We start from the raw sequence: 21,991 nt of genomic DNA on the forward strand, positions 1-21,991 counted from the left end.
AACGGAGTGGGCACGATGCGGACGGTTTCGAGCTGGATGCTGGCAACAGGGGCAGTGTTGGCCATGATGGCGGGCGCAAGCCCCTCATGGGCGCAGCAGACAATCCGCGTCGGTTGGACCATTCCGGCTGAGGAATCCAAATACTGGATGATGCGCAGGCCGGCCGAATTTCCCAATCTCGGCAAGACCTACAACATCGAATGGACCCAATTCCAGGGCACCGCGCCGATGACGCAGGCACTCGCCGCCGGCGCACTCGATTGCGCGACACAGGCGCCGCTATCGCTCGCCAACGGCGTGGTCGGCGGCAATCTCAAGGCCTACATCGTGGCGCAGCATGTGTTCGAGAAGCCTGGTGGATTCTCGGTCTACTGGGCGGTCATGGACGATTCGCCGATCAAGACGATTGCCGATCTCAAGGGCAAGACAGTCGGCATTTCCGTGATCGGCGGCGGGACGCAAGGGCCGTTCAACCTGCTGCTGAAGCAGAATGGCATCGATCCGGCCAAGGACATCAAGCTGGTCGAGGTCGGCTTTGCCGTCTCGGAAGATGCGTTGCGCCAGGGACGTGTCGATGCGGTCAATATGAACCAGCCGTTCGCCGCGCGCGCAGAAGCAAAGGGCGGCACCCGAAAGCTGTTCTCGCTGTCGCAAGCGATGCCGAACATCGTGCACATCCTGGAAGCGTGCCGCGCCGATTTTGTCGACAAGAACCCGGAGCTGGTCAAGGCCTATGTGCGCGATATCACGTCGGGCATGAAGAAGGCGCTCGCGAACCGTGAAGAGACGTTGAAGCTGGTCAATGAGGTCTTGAAAGCGCCCATCCCGGTGCTCGACACTTATCTCCTCAAGGACAACGATTTCGGCCGCGATCCCGGTGCGGCGCCGAACTTCCCGGCGATCCAGAAGATGCTGGATATCTATGCTGAAACCGGAATGCTCCCGAAGCTGGATGTCGCCCAGTTCAAGCATCCGACGATCGTTGCGCCACTGCAGTAGGCGATCGATCGTCCGTTGAATTCACGAGGCCGCAATGTTCCGGTCATGTGCGGGACATGGCACGAAGATGATGCACGTATGAAGAAGTTGCGATCGCGGATAACGACTGACGGCCTCGACCGGGCGCCGCATCGTGCATTCATGCGCGCGATGGGACTGGACGACGAGGCCATCGCCAAACCGATGGTCGGCGTCGTCAGCATGAAGGGCGAGCAGACGCCCTGCAACATGACCCACGACTTCCAGGTCGCGGCAGCCAAGACCGGGATCGAGGAAGCCGGCGGGACGCCGCGCGAATTCTCGACTGTCTCGGTCTCCGACGGCATCAGCATGAACCACGAGGGGATGAAGTTCTCGCTGTTTTCGCGGGAGCTGATCGCCGATTCGATCGAAGCGGTCGTCCATGGCCTCGCCTACGACGCACTGATCGGATACGGCGGATGTGACAAGACGCTTCCGGGCGTGATGATGGGAATGGTTCGTTGCAACGTGCCGTCCATCTTCATCTATGGCGGCAGTTCGCTGCCGGGCCGTGTGGACGGACGGACCCTGACGGTCCTCGACTCCTACGAAGCCGTCGGTAGCTTCATGACCGGTGAGATCGACGCTGCGACGCTCGAGCGGATCGAGCGCGCCTGCCTGCCGACCATTGGCGCCTGCGCCGGTCAGTTCACCGCGAACACCATGGGAATGGTGTCGGAAGCGATGGGCCTGACCATTCCCAATGTGTCGATGGTCCCGGGCGTTTATGCCGAACGCGCGCAGATCTCGCGGCGCGCCGGCCGGCTCGTGATGGAGATGCTGGAGCGCGGCGGGCCTTTGCCTCGCGACATCGTGACGCGGAAATCGCTCGAAAACGGAGCCGCTATTGTCGCCGCCACCGGCGGGTCGACCAATGCCGCGCTGCATCTGCCGGCGATCGCGAACGAGGCCGGGATCGCATTTACGATCGATGATGTCGGCGAGGTGTTTGCTCGGACGCCGCTGATCGGAAACCTGCGCCCCGGCGGCAAATACACCGCCAAGGACGTCTACGACATCGGCGGCGCGGCCGTCGTCATCCGCGAGTTGATCCAGAGCGGGCATATCGATGGCCGCAGCCTGACCATCACGGGCCTTACGCTCGCGGAAGAATATGGCGCGGCCAACGCTCCCGATGGCGAGGTTGTTTACGCGGCCCGCGCACCGATCATGGCGGATGGAGGCGTGGCGGTTCTGAAGGGCAATCTCTGTCCTGATGGCGCAGTGATCAAGGTTGCAGGTCTGAAGACCCAGTTCGTCGAAGGCGTCGCACGCGTATTCGAAGACGAAGAGGGCTGCGTCGCAGCGGTACGGGAGCGCAGCTACAAGGCAGGCGAGGTTTTGGTGATCCGCAATGAAGGACCGGTCGGCGGTCCTGGCATGCGCGAGATGCTCGGCGTCACCGCGCTGATTTATGGCCAGGGCATGGGCGAGAAGGTGGCCCTGATCACCGATGGGCGGTTTTCCGGCGCGACTCGCGGCATGTGCATCGGCTATGTGTCTCCGGAAGCGTTTGTTGGCGGTCCGCTGGCGCTCGTTCGTGACGGCGACAAGATCCGAATCGACGCGGCCGGCCGCCGCATGGACTTGCTGGTCGATGAGCAGGAACTCGCAGCACGCCGGCGCGATTGGAAGCCACGCCCGCCACGTCATCGCGCCGGCGCACTCGCGAAATACGCGCGGCTGGTTGGTCAGGCGCCGGGTGGAGCGGTGACGCATGAGGGGCCGGCAGAATGGCCCTGGTTCGATTGAACCATGATGTTTGCGCGAAAATGACGACCCGTTTGGCAAGTTTCTTGCTAAGCTCGTGCCGCTGACGGAGCACATTCAGCTGGTCGGCTGCGCGACTTTCGCGCACGGGTGAAGCGAGAGACGTGATGAAGGTAATGCCTTCGAGACCGAGCGAATGGGTGAGACCGGTGACGTCACAAAAGCCGGCTGCTGCGATCATCGAGATCGACCACGTCTCGCAGGTCTTTCAAACCTCCGCGCGCAACGATCATTTGGCGCTGTCGGATATCTCGCTGACGATCGAAGAGCGCGCCTTTGTCTCCATTCTTGGTCCGTCGGGCTGTGGCAAGTCGACACTGCTCTACATCGTCGGCGGTTTCGTCAGTCCGACCAGCGGGGCGGCGAGAATCAAGGGGCGGGCGATCACGGGGCCGGGTCCGGATCGCGGACCGGTGTTCCAGGAGTTCGCACTGTTTCCCTGGAAGACGGTCCTCGGGAACGTGATGTATGGCCCGCGCCAGCAAGGCGTGGGTGCCACTGAGGCCGAGGTCCAAAGCCGCGCCTTGATCGAGATGGTCGGCCTCAAGGGTTACGAAAACTTCTATCCAAAGGAATTATCGGGCGGCATGAAGCAACGCGTCGCGCTGGCGCGGACGCTCGCGTACCATCCCGAGGTCCTGTTGATGGACGAGCCCTTCGGTGCGCTCGACGCTCACACGCGGACACGCCTGCAGAACGATCTCCTGAATATCTGGGAACGCGATCGCAAGACGGTGTTGTTCGTCACCCATTCAGTCGACGAGGCCGTTTTCCTGTCCGACAAGGTCGTGATGATGTCGAAATCTCCAGGCCGTATTCGACAGGTCATCGACATCGATCTACCGCGCCCGCGTCGCCGCAACGAATTGTTGCTCGACCCGCGCTACCAGAAATACGTCGTCGATATCGAGCGCATGTTCGATGAAAGCGACGAAGTTCGGTCACCGTCGTGATGTCGTCGGCGGCCTTGGTTAAGTGTGCTGCGCCGGTGTTCGCCTGCATCGGGCTGCTTGCGGTATGGCAGATCGCCTCTCTGGCGCTGAAGAACGACAGCTTTCCGACCGCGATCGAGGCGGTCCGTGCGATCCCGGACATCCTTGGCGACAAGGAGGCCTTGATCAACATTCTGGCCTCGCTTCGCCGCATGGCGATGGGATTCGGCGTGGCGGTGCTTGTTTCGATTCCGTTGGGCCTGTTGATGGGGCGCAGTCGCGCGGTCGCGGCGTTTTTCAATCCGCTCTTGATGGTCATCTACCCGGTCCCGAAGGCCGCCCTGATGCCGATCATCATGCTGTGGCTGGGGGTCGGCGACATCACCAAGACCTTGGTAATCTTTCTCGGTGTCAGTCTGCCTGTGATCTATCACAGCTTTGAGGGTGCCAAGGCCGTCGAGGAGAAGATGCTATGGTCGGGCGCGGCGATGGGACTTTCAGCGCTCCAGCGTTTGGTTCGGATCGTGCTTCCTGCAGCGCTGCCGGAAATCCTGACCGGCTGCCGCACGGGGCTTGTGCTGGCACTGATCACGATGATCACCAGTGAGATGATCGCTCGCCAGTCCGGCGCCGGGAACATCTTGTTCAACGCACTCGACATGGGGCAGTACGACACGGTGTATGCGATGATCATTATCGTGGGAGCGATGGGAATCTGCCTCGATGCGATCTTCGAGCGGGTCCGCGCCAGGCTCGTACGATGGTCTGAGCCTCAGTTCGATCTGCCCCTGAGCTTCTCATGAGATCGCGCCTTACCCCAATGAATGTTGCTCTCGGGATCGCACCGATCGCACTTGTGCTCGCGGTGTGGCAAGGGCTGGTGTCATCCGGCCTCGCACCCGCTGTCTTGCTTCCGCCCCCGGGATATGTCTTCAGCCGGCTGCTGCAACAGCTTGTCACGTGGACGTTCCAGCAGGAGATCGCGGCAACTCTCGTTCGCCTGTTTGCCGGCTTCGCGATTGCGGTCGTGCTTGGCGTGAGCATTGGCATCGCTGCCGCCGCAAATCCGGCGATCAATGCTGTCGTTCGACCGATCGTGCGCGTGCTCGCGCCTTTGCCCAAGGTCGCGCTTTATCCGGCGCTGTTGCTGCTGCTCGGTTTCGGCCACGGATCGAAGATCACCCTCGTGGCTGCCGACGCCCTGTTCCCCATTCTGCTGTCAACCTATTACGGCGCGTCGAGCGTCGAGCAGAAGCTGATCTGGTCGGCCATGGCGGCGGGAACGCCGCGGTATGAAATTCTGTTCAAGGTGGTGTTGCCGGCCGCCATGCCGTCGATCCTGACCGGCTGCAGGATCGGTCTTGTCATTTCCTGCATCGTGGTGTTTCTGGCGGAGATGATCACGTCGACGGACGGGCTGGGCCATGTCCTCGTCACCGCGGCCCGAACCTTTCAGGCCGTCGACATGTTCGTGCCGCTGATTACGATCTCGCTGCTCGGTTTGATCCTGAACGGACTGTTGGGGGCCTTGCGATCATACCTTTTACGGGGCTTTCCCGAAGCGTGATCTGACCAAACAAGAAGCCGTTAACGGGAGCGAACCATGCTGGCTGATCGCATCGAAGCAAAATGGATCGACGCATTCTGCGAGATTTTTGAGCGATGCGCGGTCAAGCCTGGTGATACCGCGGCGATCCTCTCGGAAACCCAGTCGCGCGCGTTGAATGTGCACCTGGCTGAGCTTGCTCTGTTGCGCATGGGGGCGCGGCCGTTTCACGTGGTGATACCGACGTCCCGCAACCGCAATATTGTGCCGGTCCGCTCGACAGGAGCGAGCGAGGCGATCCAGAAACTTGGGCCGGTCATCAGCGCGCTTCAGCAGGCAGGCTTCGTGGTGGATTGCACCGTCGAAGGCCTGATGCACGCGGCGGAGACACCCGAGATTTTGAAGGCCGGTGCGCGGATCCTCGTGATTTCCAACGAGCATCCTGAGGCGCTGGAGCGGATGGTCCCGGATTCGACCCTCGAGAAGCGCGTTCGCGCGGCAGTGAAGATGCTGCGCGGGACCAAGCGCATGCGAGTCACATCAAAAGCGGGGACCGCCCTCGACGTCGACATGGTCGGAGCTTCGACGGTCGGCGTATGGGGCTGGACAGACAAACCCGGCACGCTGGCGCACTGGCCCGGCGGCATTGTCGTGAGCTTTCCCAAGAGCGAGACGATCAACGGCACGCTGGTGATGGCGCCGGGCGACATCAATCTCACCTTCAAGCGCTATCTGACCTCGCCGATCAAGATGACGCTGAAGGACGACTATGTCGTCGAGCTGGACGGCGAGGGCGCGGATGCGGCGATGATGCGGGCTTATCTCGCCGCTTGGGGTGATCGCGAGGCCTATGCGGTGTCGCATGTCGGCTTCGGCATGAATCCGGGCGCGCGCTATGAGGCGCTCTCGATGTACGACCTGCGCGACACCAACGGCACGGAGATTCGCGCCGTCTCTGGCAACTTCCTATTCTCGACCGGCGCGAACGAATTCGCCGGCCGCTACACGGCGGGCCATTTCGACCTGCCGATGATGGGAACCACGATCGAGCTTGACGGGGTCGCGGTCGTCCGCGAAGGCGTGCTTCAGGATATCTTCGGCTGACCGCGATCGAGCACGGGCGGGCGCGCCAGGTCGAAGTGGCGGAGCAGATCGACCATGGCCTGAAGCCGCTTTGTGCGATAGGCATCGACGTCGAGGCCGGAATAATCGAGAAAGCCTGCGCCCGTTCGCAGGCCAATCCGGCCTTCATGCATGTTGCGTGAAATGACGTCGGGCGCACGATAGCGGTCGCTGCCGAGGGCGCCTTCGAGGTACCGGCTGGCGTAGTAGAGAATATCGCCGCCGCCCCAGTCGATGAATTCAAGCAACCCGAGCACCGCGTAGCGAAAGCCGAAGCCGTAACGGATCGCCTTGTCGATGTCCTCGGCGCTTGCGACACCTTCCTCGACCATGCGCGCCGCTTCATTCATCGCAAGCGCCTGGATGCGAGGGACGATGAATCCGGGAGTGGCAGCGCAGATCACCGGCACCTTGCCGATGCTCTCCAGCAGCGCCTTGACTTCTTCGATGATGGCCGGGTCGGTTCCACTGCCCGGCGAAACCTCCACCAGTGGGATCAGATAGGCCGGATTGAGCCAGTGAACATTGAGGAAGCGGCGAGGGTTTTCGATCGCGCCGGATAGGTCGTCGACGAGAATGGTCGACGTCGTTGACGCGATGATGGTGTCGGGGCGAACCTGCCTCGACGCAGATCCCAGCACCTCGCGTTTGAGCTCGACGACCTCAGGAACGCCCTCGAACACCATTCCCGCGTCGGCAAGCGCTGCAGCACTCCGGTGAGATGCCACTACCGAGACACGCGCGATGAGGGGCTCGACATCGGCCGCGGTCAGTAGCCCCAGGCTCGACAGGCTGGCGAATGTTTTCCGGACCTCGCCGAGCGCGTCCGCCTCCAGCCTGGCGAACTCCTCCGCTGATCGGCCCTTGACATCGATCATGGTGACGTTGTGTCCCGCGTAGGCGAACGCAACGGCGATGCCGCGCCCCATGCGGCCGGCACCGAGACAGGCGATCTTGGCCCGAATCGTCATCGATCATAATCCCTTGCGAAGCAGCGTCTGCAACTCGGCTTTGCCGAGATTGCCAAGCCCCAGCGTATCGAGCGTTCGTCCGCCCTGCTCGAAATTCTCGCCGCAGACCGCGCCACCGATGGCGAGGAAAGCTTTGGCCAGCGGCGTGGCCACGCCCGCCAGGCTCGCGACTGAGACCAGCAGCGACAATCCAAGCCGCAGATCCTCCCGCATGTAGCGATGCTCGGTGAGCACGATGCGTTCACGCCAATCGCCGGATTCCGTGAGCCGGTCATGCGAGCCGCGGCCATACATCCAGATTTCGCCTTCCCGGGCGTAGTGATGGGCCAAGGGAAAATGTGGTGCGCCATATCCGAGCGCCTCACGCACCGCGATCCGTTCGGCGTCGAGCGCGTCGGTGACCTGGCGAATGGAGGCCTGGGTGCCCTCCTTGTGAATATCCCATTTTTCGAAGTGCTCGATCGGGCCCGCATTCATCACGATCAGTGGTGGGTGGATGATTGGGCCTGCATTCATCAGCGCGCCTGAAAGCGCATCTCCGCACGGCTCGATCACGCCAGGGAAAGCGCGTCCGATCACTTCCAGTACATGCGGCGCCCGGTCGAGTGGAAACACGCCGACCGGCAGCCGCTTGGCGCGGATGGTGATCGCGACCTCGAAGGGCCCGTGCTTGCGGGTGAGCCACGGAAGCGTACCGGTCTCAGCGAAACTCGCCTTCGCGTGATTGCCCGCATCCCGCGCGGCTTGCGCGAAGATCATCGAGCCGAATGTCGCAGGCGGCAGAAATACGACTTGGCCATCCCGCAAATGCGGGGCAAGCAGGCGCGCGATGTCCGGCTGCGCGAAGGCGGGAGCGGGGCACAGGATCAGTTCGGCGCCGCTGACCGCTGCGGCGATGTCGGTCGTCACCAGCGCCAGTTTCATGTCGTGGCGGCCATTGTGATCCTTCACCAGGATTTTGGAGCCGGCGGCACGATGAGCTGCGACCTGATCCGCGTCGCGACGCCAGAGCCGGACCTCATGCCTTGCCAGCGCAAAATCGCCTGCGGCCGCGAAAGAGCCGTTACCCCCACCCAGGACCGCAATCTTCAAGACGCTTCTCCTTGCGCGCGTGACTGCGCATCAAGTCGCTTCAGCAGGAAGTGCTGGACCTTGCCGAGCGCCGTGCGCGGCAGGTCGGCCACGAAGATGATGTCGCGCGGAACCTTGTATCGCGCGAGCTGGGCCTGAAGATGCGCTTTCAGCTCGTCCGCTTCGAGCCGGCAACCGGATCGCCGGATCACATAGGCAATCGGCACCTCGTCCCAGCGTGGGTCGGGCCTGCCGATCACGGCGCATTCGCTGACGTCGGGATGTTCGAGCAAGACGCGCTCGACCTCGGCCGGATAGACGTTCTCGCCACCGGAAATGATCATGTTCTTCTTGCGATCGCGGACCCAGAAATAGCCGTCCGCGTCGCATAAGCCGATATCGCCGGTGCGATACCAGCCGTCGTGCAGCGCGTCGCGTGTGGCGTCCGCGTTGCCCCAATATTCGAAGAACACGTTGGGCCCGCGTAGCGCGATCTCGCCCGGTGTGTCTGGCGGAACCTCGGCGCCTGCCTGATCGATCACCTTTGCTTCGCAGCACAGCCCGGCAAGACCGGTGGATCCCACCCGCGAGAGGTCGCCGCCGAGCCGCGTGTAGACCGCGATGGGGCAGGTTTCGGTCGAACCGTAGACCTGGAGAACGGGAACACCGCGTGCGACGAAGCGATCGATCAGATGCGGCGGCACGATGCTCGAGCCGGTGGCGACCGCCTTCAGCGACGAAAGATCGGTGGTCGCCCAGGAGGGATGCTCGGTCACCGCCTGGATGATCGCGGGCACCATCACCGTCAGCGTCGGCCGCTCTCGCTCGATGGCTGCGAGCGCGGTTTCCGGCGTGAAACGGGCGTGGATCATGACGGTCGCGCCAAAATGGAGCGCAGGTGTGGTCTGGATGTTGAGGCCGCCGACGTGGAAGAATGGCAGCACCGTCAAGACGTGATCGTCGGACGTCATGTTGTGCATGTGCTGGCTCATGACGCCGTTCCAGAACAACGCGTCCTGGCGCAGCACCGCGCCCTTCGGCCGTCCGGTTGTCCCCGATGTGTAGACGATGAGCAGCGGGCAGGAGAGATCGGTGTGCGGATTGCGGCTGCTGCCGTCGCCGTGCGCCAGCAGGCCCTCGAATGTCTCGCCACGCGGCGGCGCGAAGTCCAATCCGACGACGGCGATTCCCGGCGAAATAGCCTCAAGCTCAGGAAGAATACTCTCGAATGCCTGCTCGAGCACCAGAACCTTGGTGCCCGCATCGGAGATAATGAAGAGCTGCTCGGCGACCGCCAGCCGCCAGTTCAAGGGTACCAGCATCGCGCCAAGCCGCGCGCACGCATAGAGCAGAACCAGATAGTCGGGTCTATTCAGGCTCAGGATCGCGACCCGGTCGCCGCGGCCGACGCCAAGCTGCTGCTTCAATGCCGTCGCGGTGCGCTCGATGCGCGTGGCGATTGCGCGATAGCTCAGCCGTTCCCTCTCGAAGGCTATGGCTGTCTTGTCCGGCGCGAACGCCGCGTTGCGGTCGATCAGGCTACAGAGGTCCACCGTCAGTCGTCCGTTTCGCCGGCCTCGTACAGCGCCTCGCGTCCGATACGGTCGAGGCAAAGCTCGGCCGTCCAGGGCAGCATCAGCGAGCCGCAGCGGCTGTCGCGATAGATCCGCTCCAGCGGCAGTGATCGCAGCATGGCCTGGCCCCCGCAGGTGCGGATCGCGAACGTCGCGAGTTCGTTCGCCCCTTCCATCACTGAATATTGCGCGGCGTAGGCGCGCAGCACCTGCTCCTTGCTCGGGTTCGCCCGCGCCTCGGTGACCGCCTGAAACCAGATCGCCTTGATCTGCTCGAGCTTGATCTGCATCTGGGCGAGCGCGATCTGCTTGGTCGGGTACATCCTGCGCTTGACCGGCGGCATGCCTGGCACCTCACCGCGCAAATATCGCACGGTGAAATCATAGGCCGCCTGCGCCAGACCCATATAGGTCGGCGACAGCGTCAGGAACATATGCGGCCAGCGCATCGCGGCCTGGAAATAGACGCCGCGCGGCATCAGCGCGGCATCCTCCGGCACGAACACGTCCTTGAACAGCAGCGTCCGCGAGACCGTGCCGCGCATCCCGAGCGGATCCCAGTCGCCGACGACGGACACACCCTGCGCCTTGGCAGGGATCGCCAGGTAAAGCGTGTTGCGGCGCGAGGCCTTCTCGCCTTCCTCGATCTCGGTGCAGAGCACGCCGTAATAATCGGCATGGCCGGAGAGCGATGCAAAGATTTTCTTCCCGTTGACGATCCAGCCGCCTTCGACCGGCTTTGCTTCCGTGCCGAAGGCGACACCACCTGCGGCTGCTGCACCGCCCTCCGAAAATGGCTGCGAGTAGATCGCGCCGTCCTCGACGATGCGCTTGTAGTGCACTGCGCGCCGCCGCTCGTGCGCCGCGCGGGTCTCGGTATCCATGTCGAGATCGTCGGCAAGCGGCCCCGACCACAGGGTTGAGCAGACATGCATGTTCCAGGTGAGCGCGGTGGCGCCGCAATAGCGGCCGATCTCGGCCGCCGCCAGCGCATAGGTCTGATAGTTCGCGCCGAGCCCACCATGCTTCTTGGGAATCGCAATGCCGAGCAGGCCGACACGATGCAGGTCGCGATAATTCTCGCTCGGGAAGATCGCCTCGCGATCGTAGGTCGCGGCGCGACCGGCGAACACGCTCTGGCCGATCTCGCGGGCGCGCGCAATGATGCCGGCCTGCTCGTCGCTCAACCGGAATGCGGCGGGATCGAAGATCGGTACGTCCAGGGCGATCTGGTCACTGATGCCGATGGTCTTGCTGACTTGCATGGTCATTGTGCGGTCACCTGTGTCTTGCCGTGACGGCGTCCAGAAATCCGCCGAGGGCCCTGTCGAAGGCATCCGGTTGTTCGAGGTTAGCAAGATGCCCCGCGCCGGCAAGCTCGACATATTCTGCGGAAGGAATGTACGTCGCGGTCTTCGCCATCATCGAGGCAGGCGCGTTGTTGTCTCTGGAGCCGGACAGCAGCAGCGTCGGCACGGAAATATTCTTGAGCGTGCTGCGTTGATCGAACCCGATCAAGGCCAGCATCATGGCGCGATAGGTTGCCTCGGGCACGCTCGCCATGCATTCGCTCGCAAGCTCTATCCCCTTCGGATCGGGATTGTCGCCGACCAGCTCTTTCACGAGGGAAGGCGCCAGCGACTTCATCGTCTCGCCGCGATCGAGCGGACCGAGCCGTGCGGAGATGAAGGATTTCTGCCAATCGCCGTCGGCCTTGCCGAAGGCAGGGCTGGTTTGCGCCAAGACGACCGCGCGCGCCAATGTCGGTGATTGCACCAGCCATTTCTGGACGATCATGCCGCCGATCGAATGTCCGACCAGAATGGGGCTCTCAGCACCGATCTGCGCGATGAATTGCTGGAGCGCATCCGCGAGCGCTGGGATGTTGACGCTGGCAAGCGGTGCCGATCCGCCATAGCCCGGCATATCCCACGCGATCGCATGGAAGCGATTGCCGAATGTGGCGAGCTGTTGCCGCCAGGCCCGCGCCGCGCCGCCAATGCCGTGCAGGAATATCAGAGGCGTCGCGTTCGGATCGCCTGCCGCTTCGTAGGCGAAGCGCCCGTCTTTTGTTATCATCGGTGCGGGTTGCGACACGCGACATCCTTTTGCCTGGCGCCCGGGATGCTAACAGGCCTGTGGGCGATGGAAAGCGATAATTTTATACTTAAAGCAATTTTCGGACCGGCTTCGATCTGCAGCCGTTCGGGACGCTGATCAAGGCTTCGTTGCAAAAGTTTGAAGGTTAAAATATATCGAGGGTACGTATCACGAGATACCAGGGAGCCCGCGCATGTCCGGATTGCCGCACTCGCCGCACGCGCTAGTCACCGGTGGCGGCCGGGGTATCGGCCGCGCGATTGCGGCGGCACTTGTCGGGGCTGGCGCGACGGTTACGGTGCTCGGCCGGAACGCGGCTACCCTTGAAGAGGCGGTGAGCGCGGGTGCCGCACATTTCGCGGTCGTGGCCGACGTCGCGGACGAGGCCGCGTTGAAAGCTGCTATCACCGAGGCGAGCGCGCGTCAGCCGCTGGATATCCTCATTGCGAATGCGGGCAGCGCGGAGTCGGCGCCGTTCGCAAAATCGGATGGCGCCCTTTTTGCGCGCATGATGGACGTCAATTTCATGGGCGTTGTCCACGCCATCCGCGCCGTCTTGCCCGGAATGAAGGATCGCCCTTATGGCCGCATCGTCGCAGTTGCGTCCACCGCCGGGCTGAAGGGCTATGCCTATGTCAGCGCGTACAGTGCTGCCAAACATGCCGTGGTCGGCCTGGTGCGTTCGCTGGCTCTCGAGATGGCCGGCAGCAACGTGACCGTGAATGCGGTGTGTCCCGGTTTCACCGACACCGATCTGGTCGCCGGCAGCATTGAATACATCATCAAGAAGACCGGCCGGAGCCGCGAGCAGGCTATCGCTGAGCTCGCGAAGCACAATCCGCAGGGGCGGCTGATCACGCCTCAAGAAGTTGCCGATGCCGTGCTTTGGCTGTGCGGCGAGGGCGCCGGTGCGGTGACCGGACAGGCGATTGCGGTCGCCGGTGGTGAGATCTAGCCTGCGCGGCGCGGGCCCGGAACAAGGAAGACAAGGAGATCGCATGAGCAGACCAGCCAATCCCGTGACCGTGCCGCTCGTGGATTATTCGCCGCAACACTTCCTGCTGGCCGTCGTCGACGGTGTTGCCACCGTGACGCTCAATCGCCCGGAGCGGAAGAATCCGCTGACCTTCGAGAGCTACCGGGAGCTCACCGATTTGTTCCGCGCTTGCGCCTTCGACGACACGGTCAAGGTCGTGGTCGTGACCGGCGCCGGCGGCAATTTCTCGTCTGGCGGCGATGTGTTCGAGATCATCGGCCCACTCGTGAAGATGGACACCAAAGGGCTCACCGCCTTCACGCGGATGACCGGTGACCTCGTCAAGGCGATGCGTGCCTGTCCGCAACCCATTGTCGCTGCGGTCGAGGGTATCTGCGCCGGCGCCGGCGCGATCATGGCGATGGCGTCGGATATGCGACTGGCGGCGAGCGGGACCAAGGTCGCGTTCCTGTTCAACAAGGTGGGGCTTGCCGGCTGCGACATGGGCGCCTGTGCAATCCTGCCGCGGATCATTGGCCAGTCCCGCGCCTCTGAACTGCTGTACACCGGCCGGTTCATGACGGCGGAGGAGGGCGAGCGCTGGGGCTTCTTCAGCCGCATCGTCACGCCGGAGCAGGTCCTGCCGCAGGCGCAGGTGTTGGCAAAGCAGATTGCGGAAGGTCCGACTTTCGCCAACACCATGACCAAGCGGATGCTGGCGATGGAATGGGCGATGTCGGTGGAAGAGGCGATCGAGGCGGAAGCGATTGCTCAAGCGCTCTGCATGACGACCGCCGATTTCGAGCGCGCCTTCGAGGCCTTCGCCAACAAGGTCAAGCCGGTCTTCCGGGGCGACTGAGGAGCTCTTCGGCGGGCCGGACCGCAATGGGGGCTTGCATGAAATTATTTTAGGCTTAAAATAGTTTCCTGACCGGGTGAATTGGCGAGGCTCCCATGAAAGTCGCGATCATCGGTGGCGGACCTGCGGGTCTCTACGCAGCGATCCTGCTCAAGAAGCAGCGGCCGGGCGCCGAGATCGCGGTGTACGAGCGCAACCGCGCCGACGACACGTTCGGCTTCGGTGTGGTGTTTTCCGATGCCACGCTGGACAATTTCGAGAAGCACGATCTTCCGAGCTACCGCCGCATCACCCAGGAATTCGCCTACTGGGACGACATCGCCGTACATTTCCGCGGCACGGTGCACCGGGTCGGCGGCAATGGTTTCTGCGGCTGCTCACGGCAGAAGCTGCTCCTGATCCTCCAGGAGCGGGCCCGCGAGCTCGGCGTCAGCCTGCATTTTGAAGCGGATATCGATGACGAATCTCGCTTCGCCGATGCCGATCTCATCCTGCTGGCCGACGGCATCAACAGCCGTTTCCGCGAGAAACACGTCGATCATTTCCAGCCTGAGGTCGAGCTCCGCGCCAACAAGTTCGCCTGGATGGGCTCGACCAGGCCGCTCGACGCGTTCACCTTCATCTTCCAGGAGACCGAGTGGGGCCCGTTCATCGCCCACGCGTATCAATACCAGGCCGGTCATTCGACCTGGATTTTCGAAACCGACCCGCAGACGTTCGAGAGAGCAGGACTGACGGGGCTGAACGAGAGCCAGTCCGCTGCGCGGATGGCCGAGATCTTCGGCTGGTTTCTCGAGGGTCACAAGCTTCTCACCAATCGCTCGATGTGGCGCAATTTCCCGATGATCCGCAGCAAGCGCTGGGTCAAGGACAACATGGTGCTGCTTGGCGACGCCAAGGCGACCGCTCATTTCTCGATCGGTTCCGGGACCAAGCTCGCGATGGAAGACGCAATTGCGCTGGCCGAGGCGCTGCAGAACGCGCCCAGCATCAAGGCGGCGCTGGAGGTCTACGAGCAGGGCCGCCGTGAGGAGGTCGAGAAGACGCAGCATGCCGCGGACGTGTCGCTGGTCTGGTTCGAGCACGTCGACCGCTTCTGGGATTTCGATCCCGTGCAGTTCGCCTTCGGTGTGATGACGCGCTCGAAGGCGATCACCTACGATAATCTGAAGCTCCGTGCGCCGGATTTCGTCGCCGAGGTCGAGACGTCGTTCGCCAGGCAGGTTCGCGCCAACGGTTTTGACGTCGATACCAACAAGCCGATGGTGCCGCTATTCCAGCCATTCCGGCTGCGCGAGATGGAGATCGCCAACCGCGCGGTGGTGTCGCCGATGTGCATGTATTCGGCCAGGGAAGGCGTGCCGACCGATTTCCACCTGGTGCACTACGGATCGCGCGCCATCGGCGGCGCCGGTCTGATCTTCACGGAGATGACCTGCGTCGGCCCCGACGCCCGGATCACGCACGGCTGCGCAGGGCTGTGGAACGATGAGCAGGAGACATCCTGGCGCCGCATCGTGGATTTCGTCCACGCCAACTCGGCCGCAAAGATCTGCCTGCAGCTGGGGCACGCCGGCCGCAAGGGCGCGACCAAGCTGATGTGGGACGGCATCGACCGGCCGCTCGATGAGGGCGGCTGGGACGTGGTCTCGGCGTCGCCCTTGCCCTATTTCCCCGACAGCCAGGTGCCGCGCGAACTCGATCGCGCCGGAATGAACGCGGTGAGAGACGCCTTCATCGCGGCGGCCGAACGCGGCGAGCGCTGCGGCTTCGACATGCTCGAATTGCACTGCGCCCACGGCTATCTGCTCGCAACCTTCATCTCGCCGCTCACGAATACGCGCACCGACGAATATGGCGGTTCGCTCGCCAACCGCTTGCGCTTCCCACTCGAGATTTTCGAGGCGCTGCGGGCGGTGTGGCCGTCGCACAAGCCGATGTCGGTGCGTATTTCCGCGACGGACTGGGCGGAGCGCGGCATCGACGGCGACGATGCCGTCGCCATCGCGCGCGCCTTCGCCGAGGCCGGCGTCGATCTCGTCGACGTCTCGACCGGACAGACCGTGCGCGACGCGCAGCCGATCTACGGGCGCATGTTCCAGACGCCGTTCTCCGACCAGGTCCGCAACGAAGCGCGCGTGGCGACCATGTGCGTCGGCAACATCACGACCGCGGACCAGGCCAATACCATCCTGGCCGCAGGGCGGGCTGACCTGGTCGCCCTCGGCCGTCCGCATCTTGTCGACCCCTTCTTCACCATGAAGGCTGCGGCCTGGTATGGGGCGGATGCGACTTTCTGCCCGCCGCAATATTTGCCCGGGAAAGAGCAGATTTTCCGCAACAGCGTGCGCGACCGGCAGGATCTCGAGGAGCTGAGAATTAAGGCTAAGCCGAAGACCAGGGCCGAGCTCAAGGCGGAGGCGACAAAGCCGCTTGCGGCCGAGTAACCGGCCGTGCGACGTTAACCTCATTGCCTGGTGTGGTATCGAGTGGAGTTAGGGCGATGAAGGCGATTGTCGTCGGTGGCGGTATCGGTGGTCTCACCACGGCGTTGATGCTGCGCTCGCGTGGCATCGGTTGTGAAATCTTCGAACAGGCCGACACCATCCGCGAACTCGGCGTCGGCATCAACACGCTGCCCCATGCCATGCGCGAGCTCGCAGGCCTCGGTCTGCTGCAGAAGCTCGACGACGTCGCGATCCGCACCGACCAGCTCTATTACCTCAACCGCCACGGCCAGGAAGTCTGGCGCGAAGCCCGCGGCATCGACGCCGGCCACGATGTCCCGCAATTCTCGATCCACCGCGGCAGGCTTCAGGGCGTCATTCATCGCGCCGTCGAGGAGCGGCTCGGGCAGGACGCAATCCACACCGGTTGTCGTCTCGGCGCCTTTACGCAGGACGAGGGCGGCGTCACGGCCTATTTCTTCGATCGTACCGGCGCGCACATTCATACTGTCCGCGGCGATATCCTGATTGGTGCCGACGGCATCCATTCGCGGGTGCGCGAGACGCTGTTCCCAAACGAGGGACCGCCGTGCTGGAACGGCTTGATGCTGTGGCGCGGTGCACGCGACTGGCCGCTGTTCCTCACTGGAAAATCGATGATCGTGGCCGGCGGCCTCAATGCCAAGGTGGTGGTCTATCCGATCGCCGAGGGATCGAGCCCGGCGAGCCGGCTGACCAATTGGGCGGTGCTGGTGAAGGTCGGCGAGGGCAATGCGCCACCGCCGCGGAAGGAAGACTGGTCCCGGCCGGGCCGGCGCGAGGAGCTGATGCCGCATGTGGCGCGCTTCTCCGTGCCTTACATCGACGTGAGAAGCCTGATCTCCGCGACGCCGGAATTCTACGAATATCCGACCTGCGACCGCGATCCCTTGCCCTATTGGTCGTCCGGACGGGTCACGCTGCTCGGCGACGCCGCGCATCCGATGTATCCGGTCGGTTCCAATGGCGCATCGCAAGCGATCCTCGATGCGCGCTGCCTTGCCGATGCGCTGGTGCGCGCCGAGCATCCGCGCCAGGCGCTGCTCGAATACGAGAAGAAGCGGCTGCCGATGACGGCGGACATCGTCCGCTCCAACCGGCGCGGCGGCCCCGAGGGCGTCATCGACGCCGTCGAGCAGCTTGCGCCGGACGGCTTCGACAATGTCGACAACGTGCTGAGTTATTCCCAGCGCGAGGCCATCGTGCGCGGCTATGCCAGCAAAGCCGGCTTCGCCGCAGTGCCGGGCCTCGCGGCCGTGCGCGCTTGATGTGAGCTGCTAGCCGGCGCCTGGCGGCGGCGGCAGGAAGTGGATGTTGAACTCGGCGGCCATCGCCACCACGTCCTCCGGCTTCTGTTCCTTCATGTTGTGAAGGCCCCAGAACAGGTCGAACAGTTTGCGGGTCGGCGAGACCCAGAACAGCACCTTTGCGGTCTGGTCCGACTTGTTGAAGATGCCATGCGGCACGCCCATGCCGAGACGTATCAAGTCACCAGGGGTCGCCTGCGACTCCGAATTGCCGAGCATGAAGTCGAGCTTGCCTTCGAGCATGTAGAGATACTCATCCTGGTCGGGATGGATATGCGGCGGCACGAAAGTGCCCGGCGGCAATGTCGCGTGCCAGGAGAAGCTGTGCTCGGTGTTGCTCTTCGGCACATAGGTCTGGCCCAGGATGTTCCAGGATATCCCCTGGATTCCTTCATTGGCCCGCGTGATGCCGGTGATTTCGCTCTTCATTCCAGTCCTCCCGTAACTCGATAGGCGATTTAGTTCGCCGCCTTGCAGTCCTTGGCATAGCGGTCGCCATAGTTCTCGAAAACTTTTTGAACGATCTCGGTCTGGAACTTGCCGTCCGGACGCTTGGCGACCTTGGTGAGATAGAAGTCCTGGATCGGATAGCCGTTGGTGTTGAACTTGAAGGCGCCGCGCAGCGAGGTGAAGTCGGCCTTCTTCAGTGCGGCGGCGACGGCGTCCTTGTTGGAGAGGTCACCTTTCAAGCTCTTGACCGCGCTGTCGATCAGCATCGCGGCGTCATAGGCCTGGAAAGCATAAGTGCCGGGCACGCCGTTGTAGGCGGCCTCATAGGCGGCGACGAACTTCTTGTTCTGCGGATTGTCGAGATTGGGCGCCCAATTGGCGCCGCCGAACATGCCGACCGCTGCGTCCTGCTGCGCCGGCAAGGTCGATTCATCGACGGTGAAAGCCGAGAGCACCGGAATGCTGTCGGCGAGTCCGGCCTGCCGATACTGCTTCACGAGGTTCACGCCGAGCCCGCCCGGCATGAACGTGAAGAGCGCATCCGGCTTCGCCGACGCGATCTTGGAAAGCTCCGGCTGGAAGTCCAGCGTGTTCAGCGGCATGTAGGATTCTTCGACGATTTCGCCCTTGTAGTCGAGCTTGAAGCCGGCGACCGAGTCCTTGCCGGCCTGATAGTTCGGCACCATCAGGTACATGCGCTTGTAGCCGCGATCCTGCGCCACCTTGCCAAGGATCTCGTGGACCTGGTCGTTCTGATACGAGGTCACATAGAAGAACGTGCTGCAGTCCTTGCCGGCATAGGTCGAGGGGCCCGCATTGGGGCTGATCAGAAAGGTCTTCGATTCCGTGACGGGCCGGTGAATGGCCTGCAGGACGTTGGAGAAGATCGGGCCGACCACGAAGTCGACCTTGTCACGCTCCAGAAGGCCCTTGACCTTGGTCACCGCCGCATCCGGCTTCAGCTCGTCGTCGACCACGACGACCTCGACATCGCGGCCGCCCATTCGGCCGCCGAGATCCTTTACGGCGAGCGCAAAACCGTCGCGGACTTGTTGGCCCAGCGCGGCAGCGGGCCCCGACAGGGTCACGATCACACCCAGCTTGATCTTCTCCTGGGCGAGGGCAGGGTTCAGCGCGATGCCGAGCAGCAAGGCGGCTGCGGCCAAGGTCGATTGCGTCTTCATGATCTGTCCCCGTGACTAACGGCCTGCGTTGCAAGCCGCATACTCTGATCCAAGCTTATGCCGATGATGGCCGGCGCGGCAAGCAAAGGCCGTGCGGCATCGCGCCATTGCGGCGCGACGATCATGCAAGCGCCGCGCCAATTGCTTGAAGCTTAAAGAAATTGGCACGCGGTCGATTGTTGCAGCTTTAGGCTTGCGGCCCGCGCGGATTTATTTGAAGCTCAAAACGTTAGGGAATCCGTGCCGGCGCCAATGCCGGCCGCCGATGACTGCATCAAGATGCTCGATTCCGAGACCAAGGCCGTCGAAACGCCCGAGGACCATGCCGAAGAGCTTCGGCTGTGGCTGCGCCTGTTGACCTGCACGACCTTGATCGAAGGAGAAGTCCGCGGCCGGCTGCGGCAACGCTTCGACGTCACATTGCCCCGTTTCGATCTGATGGCGCAGCTCGACAAGGCGCCTGTCGGCATGACGCTGTCGGACGTCTCCAAGCGCATGATGGTGTCCAATGGCAACGTCACGGGCCTGGTCGAACGCCTGGTGGAATCCGGCCATCTCGATCGACGTACCTCGGAGACGGACCGCCGGGTCCAGGTGATCCGCCTCACAAAGCTCGGCCGCGCCGAGTTTCGTCGGATGGCTGCGGAGCACGAGACCTGGATCGCCGATCTCTTCGCCGACCTCACGCCGAAGGATGTGCGCGAACTGATGCGGCTGCTCGCCAAGACCAAGGCCTCCGCGCAGAAATCGGCTGCGCGCCGCCGGCCCTGAGTCGCGGGCGGGGCAGCCCGCGAATCCTCTTTGCCACAGGAAAAAGCACCGGATCTCCAAAATCGGCTATTGCGCAAAATTGCTTTAAGCCTAAAATGTTTCCCAGTGAGTGCTGCCGGGTGCTTTCCATGCGCAAAGGAGCGTGCGATGGCCAACGCCGCCAAGATTCAAGTCCCGGGCTCGTATGACGGCAACGCTGCGAGCGCCCATGTCGATGGTTTTGCGCGGCAGCATCTGCCGCCGCCGGAACTTTGGCCGGAATTCATCTTCACGCGACCGGAGCTGAACTATCCGCCCCGATTGAACTGCGTCAGCTATTTCCTCGATCGCTGGGTCGAGCAGGGCCACGGCGATGCGCCTTGCGTCATCAGCCCCGCCGTCAGCTACACCTATCGCGAGCTGCAAGCGCTGGTGAACCGCATTGCCAACGTGCTGGTCGGCAAGCTCGGGCTCGTGACCGGCGGGCGCGTGATGCTGCGCTCCGCGAATAGCCCGATGATGGTTGCGACCTATCTCGCGGTGATCAAGGCCGGTGGCATTTGCGTGGCGACGATGCCGTTGCTGCGCGCCAAGGAGCTGTCCTACCCGATCCAGAAAGCTGAGATCACGCATGCGCTCTGCGACGGAAAACTCTCCGACGAGATGGAGAAGGCCAAAGCCGCCGCGCCCGGTCTCAAACATGTTGTGTACTGGGGCAACGGTGCGGCCAATTCGCTCGAGGCGATGATCGCCGATGCCAGTCCCGAGTTCGCCGCGGTCGATACCGCGTCGGACGATATCTGCCTGATCGCTTTCACGTCCGGCACGACTGGCGAACCCAAGGGCACCATGCATTTCCACCGCGACATGCTGGCGGTATGCGACGGTTACGCACGCAACATTCTTCGGGCCGAGCAGACCGATCGCTTCGTCGGCTCGGCGCCGCTCGCCTTCACCTTCGGTTTCGGCGGCGTTCTCTTTCCCATGCATATCGGCGCCTCCTTCGTCGTTCTGGAGAAGACCACGCCCGACGATATCCTGATGGCGATCGAGCAGTACAAGACCACGGTCTGCTTCACGGCGCCGACGGCATACCGCGCCATGATCGGCAAGCTTCCGGGCCGCGACATTTCCTCGCTCCGCAAGTGTGTCTCCGCGGGCGAGACGCTGCCCAAGCCGACATTCGATGCTTGGCTCAAGGCGACCGGCATCAAGCTGATGGACGGCATCGGATCGACCGAGATGTTGCATATCTTCATCAGTGCGACCGAAGACGAGATCCGTCCCGGTGCGACCGGCAAGCCCGTGCCCGGCTATGAGGCCAAGATCGTCGATGATTCAGGCAACGATGTGCCACCGGGCACGCTCGGGCGGCTAGCGGTGCGCGGGCCGACCGGCTGCCGCTATCTCGCCGACGAGCGGCAGCGCAAATACGTGCAGAACGGCTGGAACATCACCGGCGACACCTATCTGATGGATAGCGACGGTTATTTCTGGTACCAGTCCCGCTCCGACGACATGATCGTGTCCGCCGGCTACAACATCGCCGGTACGGATGTCGAGGCTGCGCTGCTCACGCACCCGGCGGTCGCCGAGTGCGGTGTTGTCGGAGCTCCGGACGAAGCGCGCGGAATGATCGTGAAGGCCTATGTCGTCGCCGCCCCCGGCATCACGCCGGACGCTGCGCTCGCGGCCGAGTTGCAGGAGCATGTCAAGCGCGAGATCGCTCCTTACAAATATCCGCGTGCGATCGAGTTTGTGACGCAGTTGCCGAAGACCGAGACCGGCAAGTTGAAGCGCTTTGCCTTGCGGCAGCTGGCGCATGCCGCAGTGACGTCATCTGGCGTCGCGGCAGACTGAGAAGAGGATAGAC

The 21,991-nt window shown here is 63.1% G+C and carries 19 protein-coding genes; 12 read left to right on the forward strand and 7 right to left on the reverse strand.

Annotated elements, in window-relative coordinates; translation table 11 throughout:
* Nucleotides 1–15 precede the first annotated feature (15 nt).
* The 6 genes from AC0L2O_RS24730 to AC0L2O_RS24755 all read left to right on the forward strand — a co-directional run bounded on the left by AC0L2O_RS24730 (nt 16) and on the right by AC0L2O_RS24755 (nt 6,372).
* A complete protein-coding gene (locus tag AC0L2O_RS24730; RefSeq protein WP_473371532.1) occupies nt 16–999 on the forward strand; it encodes an ABC transporter substrate-binding protein in 984 nt (327 codons plus the stop codon).
* 78 nt (nt 1,000–1,077) lie between these two features.
* Nucleotides 1,078–2,772, forward strand: coding sequence for a dihydroxy-acid dehydratase (ilvD, locus tag AC0L2O_RS24735; protein WP_473371533.1), 1,695 nt, complete (start codon nt 1,078–1,080; stop codon nt 2,770–2,772).
* 125 nt (nt 2,773–2,897) lie between these two features.
* Nucleotides 2,898–3,743 (forward strand): ABC transporter ATP-binding protein, encoded by an 846-nt coding sequence (locus tag AC0L2O_RS24740; RefSeq protein WP_409187857.1) that lies wholly within the window; start codon nt 2,898–2,900, stop codon nt 3,741–3,743.
* Entirely contained in the window at nt 3,740–4,525 is a 786-nt protein-coding gene (locus tag AC0L2O_RS24745) for an ABC transporter permease (RefSeq protein WP_473371534.1), read from the forward strand. Before AC0L2O_RS24740 ends, AC0L2O_RS24745 begins: the two co-directional genes overlap by 4 nt.
* Entirely contained in the window at nt 4,522–5,289 is a 768-nt protein-coding gene (locus tag AC0L2O_RS24750) for an ABC transporter permease (RefSeq protein WP_473371535.1), read from the forward strand. Before AC0L2O_RS24745 ends, AC0L2O_RS24750 begins: the two co-directional genes overlap by 4 nt.
* A 36-nt stretch (nt 5,290–5,325) precedes the next feature.
* Nucleotides 5,326–6,372 (forward strand): 2,5-dihydroxypyridine 5,6-dioxygenase NicX family protein, encoded by a 1,047-nt coding sequence (locus tag AC0L2O_RS24755; RefSeq protein WP_473371536.1) that lies wholly within the window; start codon nt 5,326–5,328, stop codon nt 6,370–6,372.
* Here the strand turns inward: AC0L2O_RS24755 and AC0L2O_RS24760 are convergent.
* Genes AC0L2O_RS24760 through AC0L2O_RS24780 form a run of 5 tightly spaced genes read right to left on the reverse strand, consistent with a single transcriptional unit; the run spans nt 6,354 to nt 12,103 of the window.
* Nucleotides 6,354–7,361, reverse strand: coding sequence for a 3-hydroxybutyryl-CoA dehydrogenase (locus AC0L2O_RS24760; RefSeq protein ID WP_473371537.1), 1,008 nt, complete (start codon nt 7,359–7,361; stop codon nt 6,354–6,356). The two genes, AC0L2O_RS24755 and AC0L2O_RS24760, sit on opposite strands and share 19 nt — an antisense overlap.
* A 3-nt stretch (nt 7,362–7,364) precedes the next feature.
* Nucleotides 7,365–8,453, reverse strand: coding sequence for an NAD/NADP octopine/nopaline dehydrogenase family protein (locus AC0L2O_RS24765; RefSeq protein ID WP_473371538.1), 1,089 nt, complete (start codon nt 8,451–8,453; stop codon nt 7,365–7,367).
* Nucleotides 8,450–9,985 (reverse strand): class I adenylate-forming enzyme family protein, encoded by a 1,536-nt coding sequence (locus AC0L2O_RS24770; protein ID WP_473371539.1) that lies wholly within the window; start codon nt 9,983–9,985, stop codon nt 8,450–8,452. Before AC0L2O_RS24770 ends, AC0L2O_RS24765 begins: the two co-directional genes overlap by 4 nt.
* Before the next feature lie 2 nt (nt 9,986–9,987).
* Nucleotides 9,988–11,277 carry an acyl-CoA dehydrogenase family protein gene (locus AC0L2O_RS24775; protein ID WP_473371540.1) on the reverse strand — a complete coding sequence of 430 codons (1,290 nt, stop codon included), beginning with the start codon at nt 11,275–11,277 and terminating at the stop codon, nt 9,988–9,990.
* Nucleotides 11,278–11,284: 7 nt separating this feature from the next.
* Nucleotides 11,285–12,103: an alpha/beta fold hydrolase gene (locus tag AC0L2O_RS24780; RefSeq protein ID WP_473371541.1), complete on the reverse strand. Its 819-nt coding sequence runs from the start codon at nt 12,101–12,103 to the stop codon at nt 11,285–11,287.
* A gap of 196 nt (nt 12,104–12,299) precedes the next feature.
* Between AC0L2O_RS24780 and AC0L2O_RS24785 the strand changes: the two genes are divergently transcribed.
* From AC0L2O_RS24785 to AC0L2O_RS24800, 4 genes are all read left to right on the forward strand, one after another.
* Complete coding sequence (locus AC0L2O_RS24785) at nt 12,300–13,061, forward strand: SDR family NAD(P)-dependent oxidoreductase (protein ID WP_473371542.1); 762 nt, start codon at nt 12,300–12,302, stop codon at nt 13,059–13,061.
* Between the two features lie 43 nt (nt 13,062–13,104).
* Nucleotides 13,105–13,941 carry an enoyl-CoA hydratase family protein gene (locus AC0L2O_RS24790; RefSeq protein WP_369722443.1) on the forward strand — a complete coding sequence of 279 codons (837 nt, stop codon included), beginning with the start codon at nt 13,105–13,107 and terminating at the stop codon, nt 13,939–13,941.
* Between the two features lie 95 nt (nt 13,942–14,036).
* Nucleotides 14,037–16,388 (forward strand): bifunctional salicylyl-CoA 5-hydroxylase/oxidoreductase, encoded by a 2,352-nt coding sequence (locus AC0L2O_RS24795; RefSeq protein ID WP_473371543.1) that lies wholly within the window; start codon nt 14,037–14,039, stop codon nt 16,386–16,388.
* 56 nt (nt 16,389–16,444) lie between these two features.
* Complete coding sequence (locus tag AC0L2O_RS24800) at nt 16,445–17,695, forward strand: flavin-dependent oxidoreductase (protein WP_473371544.1); 1,251 nt, start codon at nt 16,445–16,447, stop codon at nt 17,693–17,695.
* 9 nt (nt 17,696–17,704) lie between these two features.
* On the opposite strand, the gene AC0L2O_RS24805 is transcribed toward AC0L2O_RS24800, so the two are convergent.
* Both AC0L2O_RS24805 and AC0L2O_RS24810 read right to left on the reverse strand, forming a co-directional pair.
* Nucleotides 17,705–18,163 carry a cupin domain-containing protein gene (locus tag AC0L2O_RS24805; RefSeq protein ID WP_369722446.1) on the reverse strand — a complete coding sequence of 153 codons (459 nt, stop codon included), beginning with the start codon at nt 18,161–18,163 and terminating at the stop codon, nt 17,705–17,707.
* A 29-nt stretch (nt 18,164–18,192) separates the two neighbouring features.
* The gene (locus AC0L2O_RS24810) at nt 18,193–19,368 is read right to left on the reverse strand and encodes an ABC transporter substrate-binding protein (RefSeq protein WP_473371545.1); all 1,176 of its coding nucleotides are present in this window, start codon (nt 19,366–19,368) and stop codon (nt 18,193–18,195) included.
* Nucleotides 19,369–19,620: 252 nt separating this feature from the next.
* On the opposite strand from AC0L2O_RS24810, the gene AC0L2O_RS24815 reads away from it, so the two are divergent.
* Both AC0L2O_RS24815 and AC0L2O_RS24820 read left to right on the forward strand, forming a co-directional pair.
* Nucleotides 19,621–20,139: a MarR family winged helix-turn-helix transcriptional regulator gene (locus tag AC0L2O_RS24815; RefSeq protein ID WP_473371546.1), complete on the forward strand. Its 519-nt coding sequence runs from the start codon at nt 19,621–19,623 to the stop codon at nt 20,137–20,139.
* Nucleotides 20,140–20,286: 147 nt separating this feature from the next.
* The gene (locus AC0L2O_RS24820) at nt 20,287–21,978 is read left to right on the forward strand and encodes a benzoate-CoA ligase family protein (protein ID WP_473371547.1); all 1,692 of its coding nucleotides are present in this window, start codon (nt 20,287–20,289) and stop codon (nt 21,976–21,978) included.
* Nucleotides 21,979–21,991 lie beyond the last annotated feature (13 nt).

Source organism: Bradyrhizobium sp. Kon10, assembly GCF_055807395.1.

Excerpts from the sequence above, each read along its gene's own strand:
- AC0L2O_RS24730 (WP_473371532.1), top strand. The coding sequence starts at position 16 with ATGCGGACGGTTTCGAGCTGGATGCTGGCAACAGGGGCAGTGTTGGCC.
- ilvD (WP_473371533.1), top strand. The coding sequence starts at position 1,078 with ATGAAGAAGTTGCGATCGCGGATAACGACTGACGGCCTCGACCGGGCG.
- AC0L2O_RS24740 (WP_409187857.1), top strand. The coding sequence starts at position 2,898 with ATGAAGGTAATGCCTTCGAGACCGAGCGAATGGGTGAGACCGGTGACG.
- AC0L2O_RS24750 (WP_473371535.1), top strand. The coding sequence starts at position 4,522 with ATGAGATCGCGCCTTACCCCAATGAATGTTGCTCTCGGGATCGCACCG.
- AC0L2O_RS24755 (WP_473371536.1), top strand. The coding sequence starts at position 5,326 with ATGCTGGCTGATCGCATCGAAGCAAAATGGATCGACGCATTCTGCGAG.
- AC0L2O_RS24760 (WP_473371537.1), bottom strand. The coding sequence starts at position 7,361 with ATGACGATTCGGGCCAAGATCGCCTGTCTCGGTGCCGGCCGCATGGGG.
- AC0L2O_RS24775 (WP_473371540.1), bottom strand. The coding sequence starts at position 11,277 with ATGACCATGCAAGTCAGCAAGACCATCGGCATCAGTGACCAGATCGCC.
- AC0L2O_RS24785 (WP_473371542.1), top strand. The coding sequence starts at position 12,300 with ATGTCCGGATTGCCGCACTCGCCGCACGCGCTAGTCACCGGTGGCGGC.
- AC0L2O_RS24790 (WP_369722443.1), top strand. The coding sequence starts at position 13,105 with ATGAGCAGACCAGCCAATCCCGTGACCGTGCCGCTCGTGGATTATTCG.
- AC0L2O_RS24795 (WP_473371543.1), top strand. The coding sequence starts at position 14,037 with ATGAAAGTCGCGATCATCGGTGGCGGACCTGCGGGTCTCTACGCAGCG.
- AC0L2O_RS24800 (WP_473371544.1), top strand. The coding sequence starts at position 16,445 with ATGAAGGCGATTGTCGTCGGTGGCGGTATCGGTGGTCTCACCACGGCG.
- AC0L2O_RS24805 (WP_369722446.1), bottom strand. The coding sequence starts at position 18,163 with ATGAAGAGCGAAATCACCGGCATCACGCGGGCCAATGAAGGAATCCAG.
- AC0L2O_RS24810 (WP_473371545.1), bottom strand. The coding sequence starts at position 19,368 with ATGAAGACGCAATCGACCTTGGCCGCAGCCGCCTTGCTGCTCGGCATC.
- AC0L2O_RS24815 (WP_473371546.1), top strand. The coding sequence starts at position 19,621 with ATGCCGGCCGCCGATGACTGCATCAAGATGCTCGATTCCGAGACCAAG.
- AC0L2O_RS24820 (WP_473371547.1), top strand. The coding sequence starts at position 20,287 with ATGGCCAACGCCGCCAAGATTCAAGTCCCGGGCTCGTATGACGGCAAC.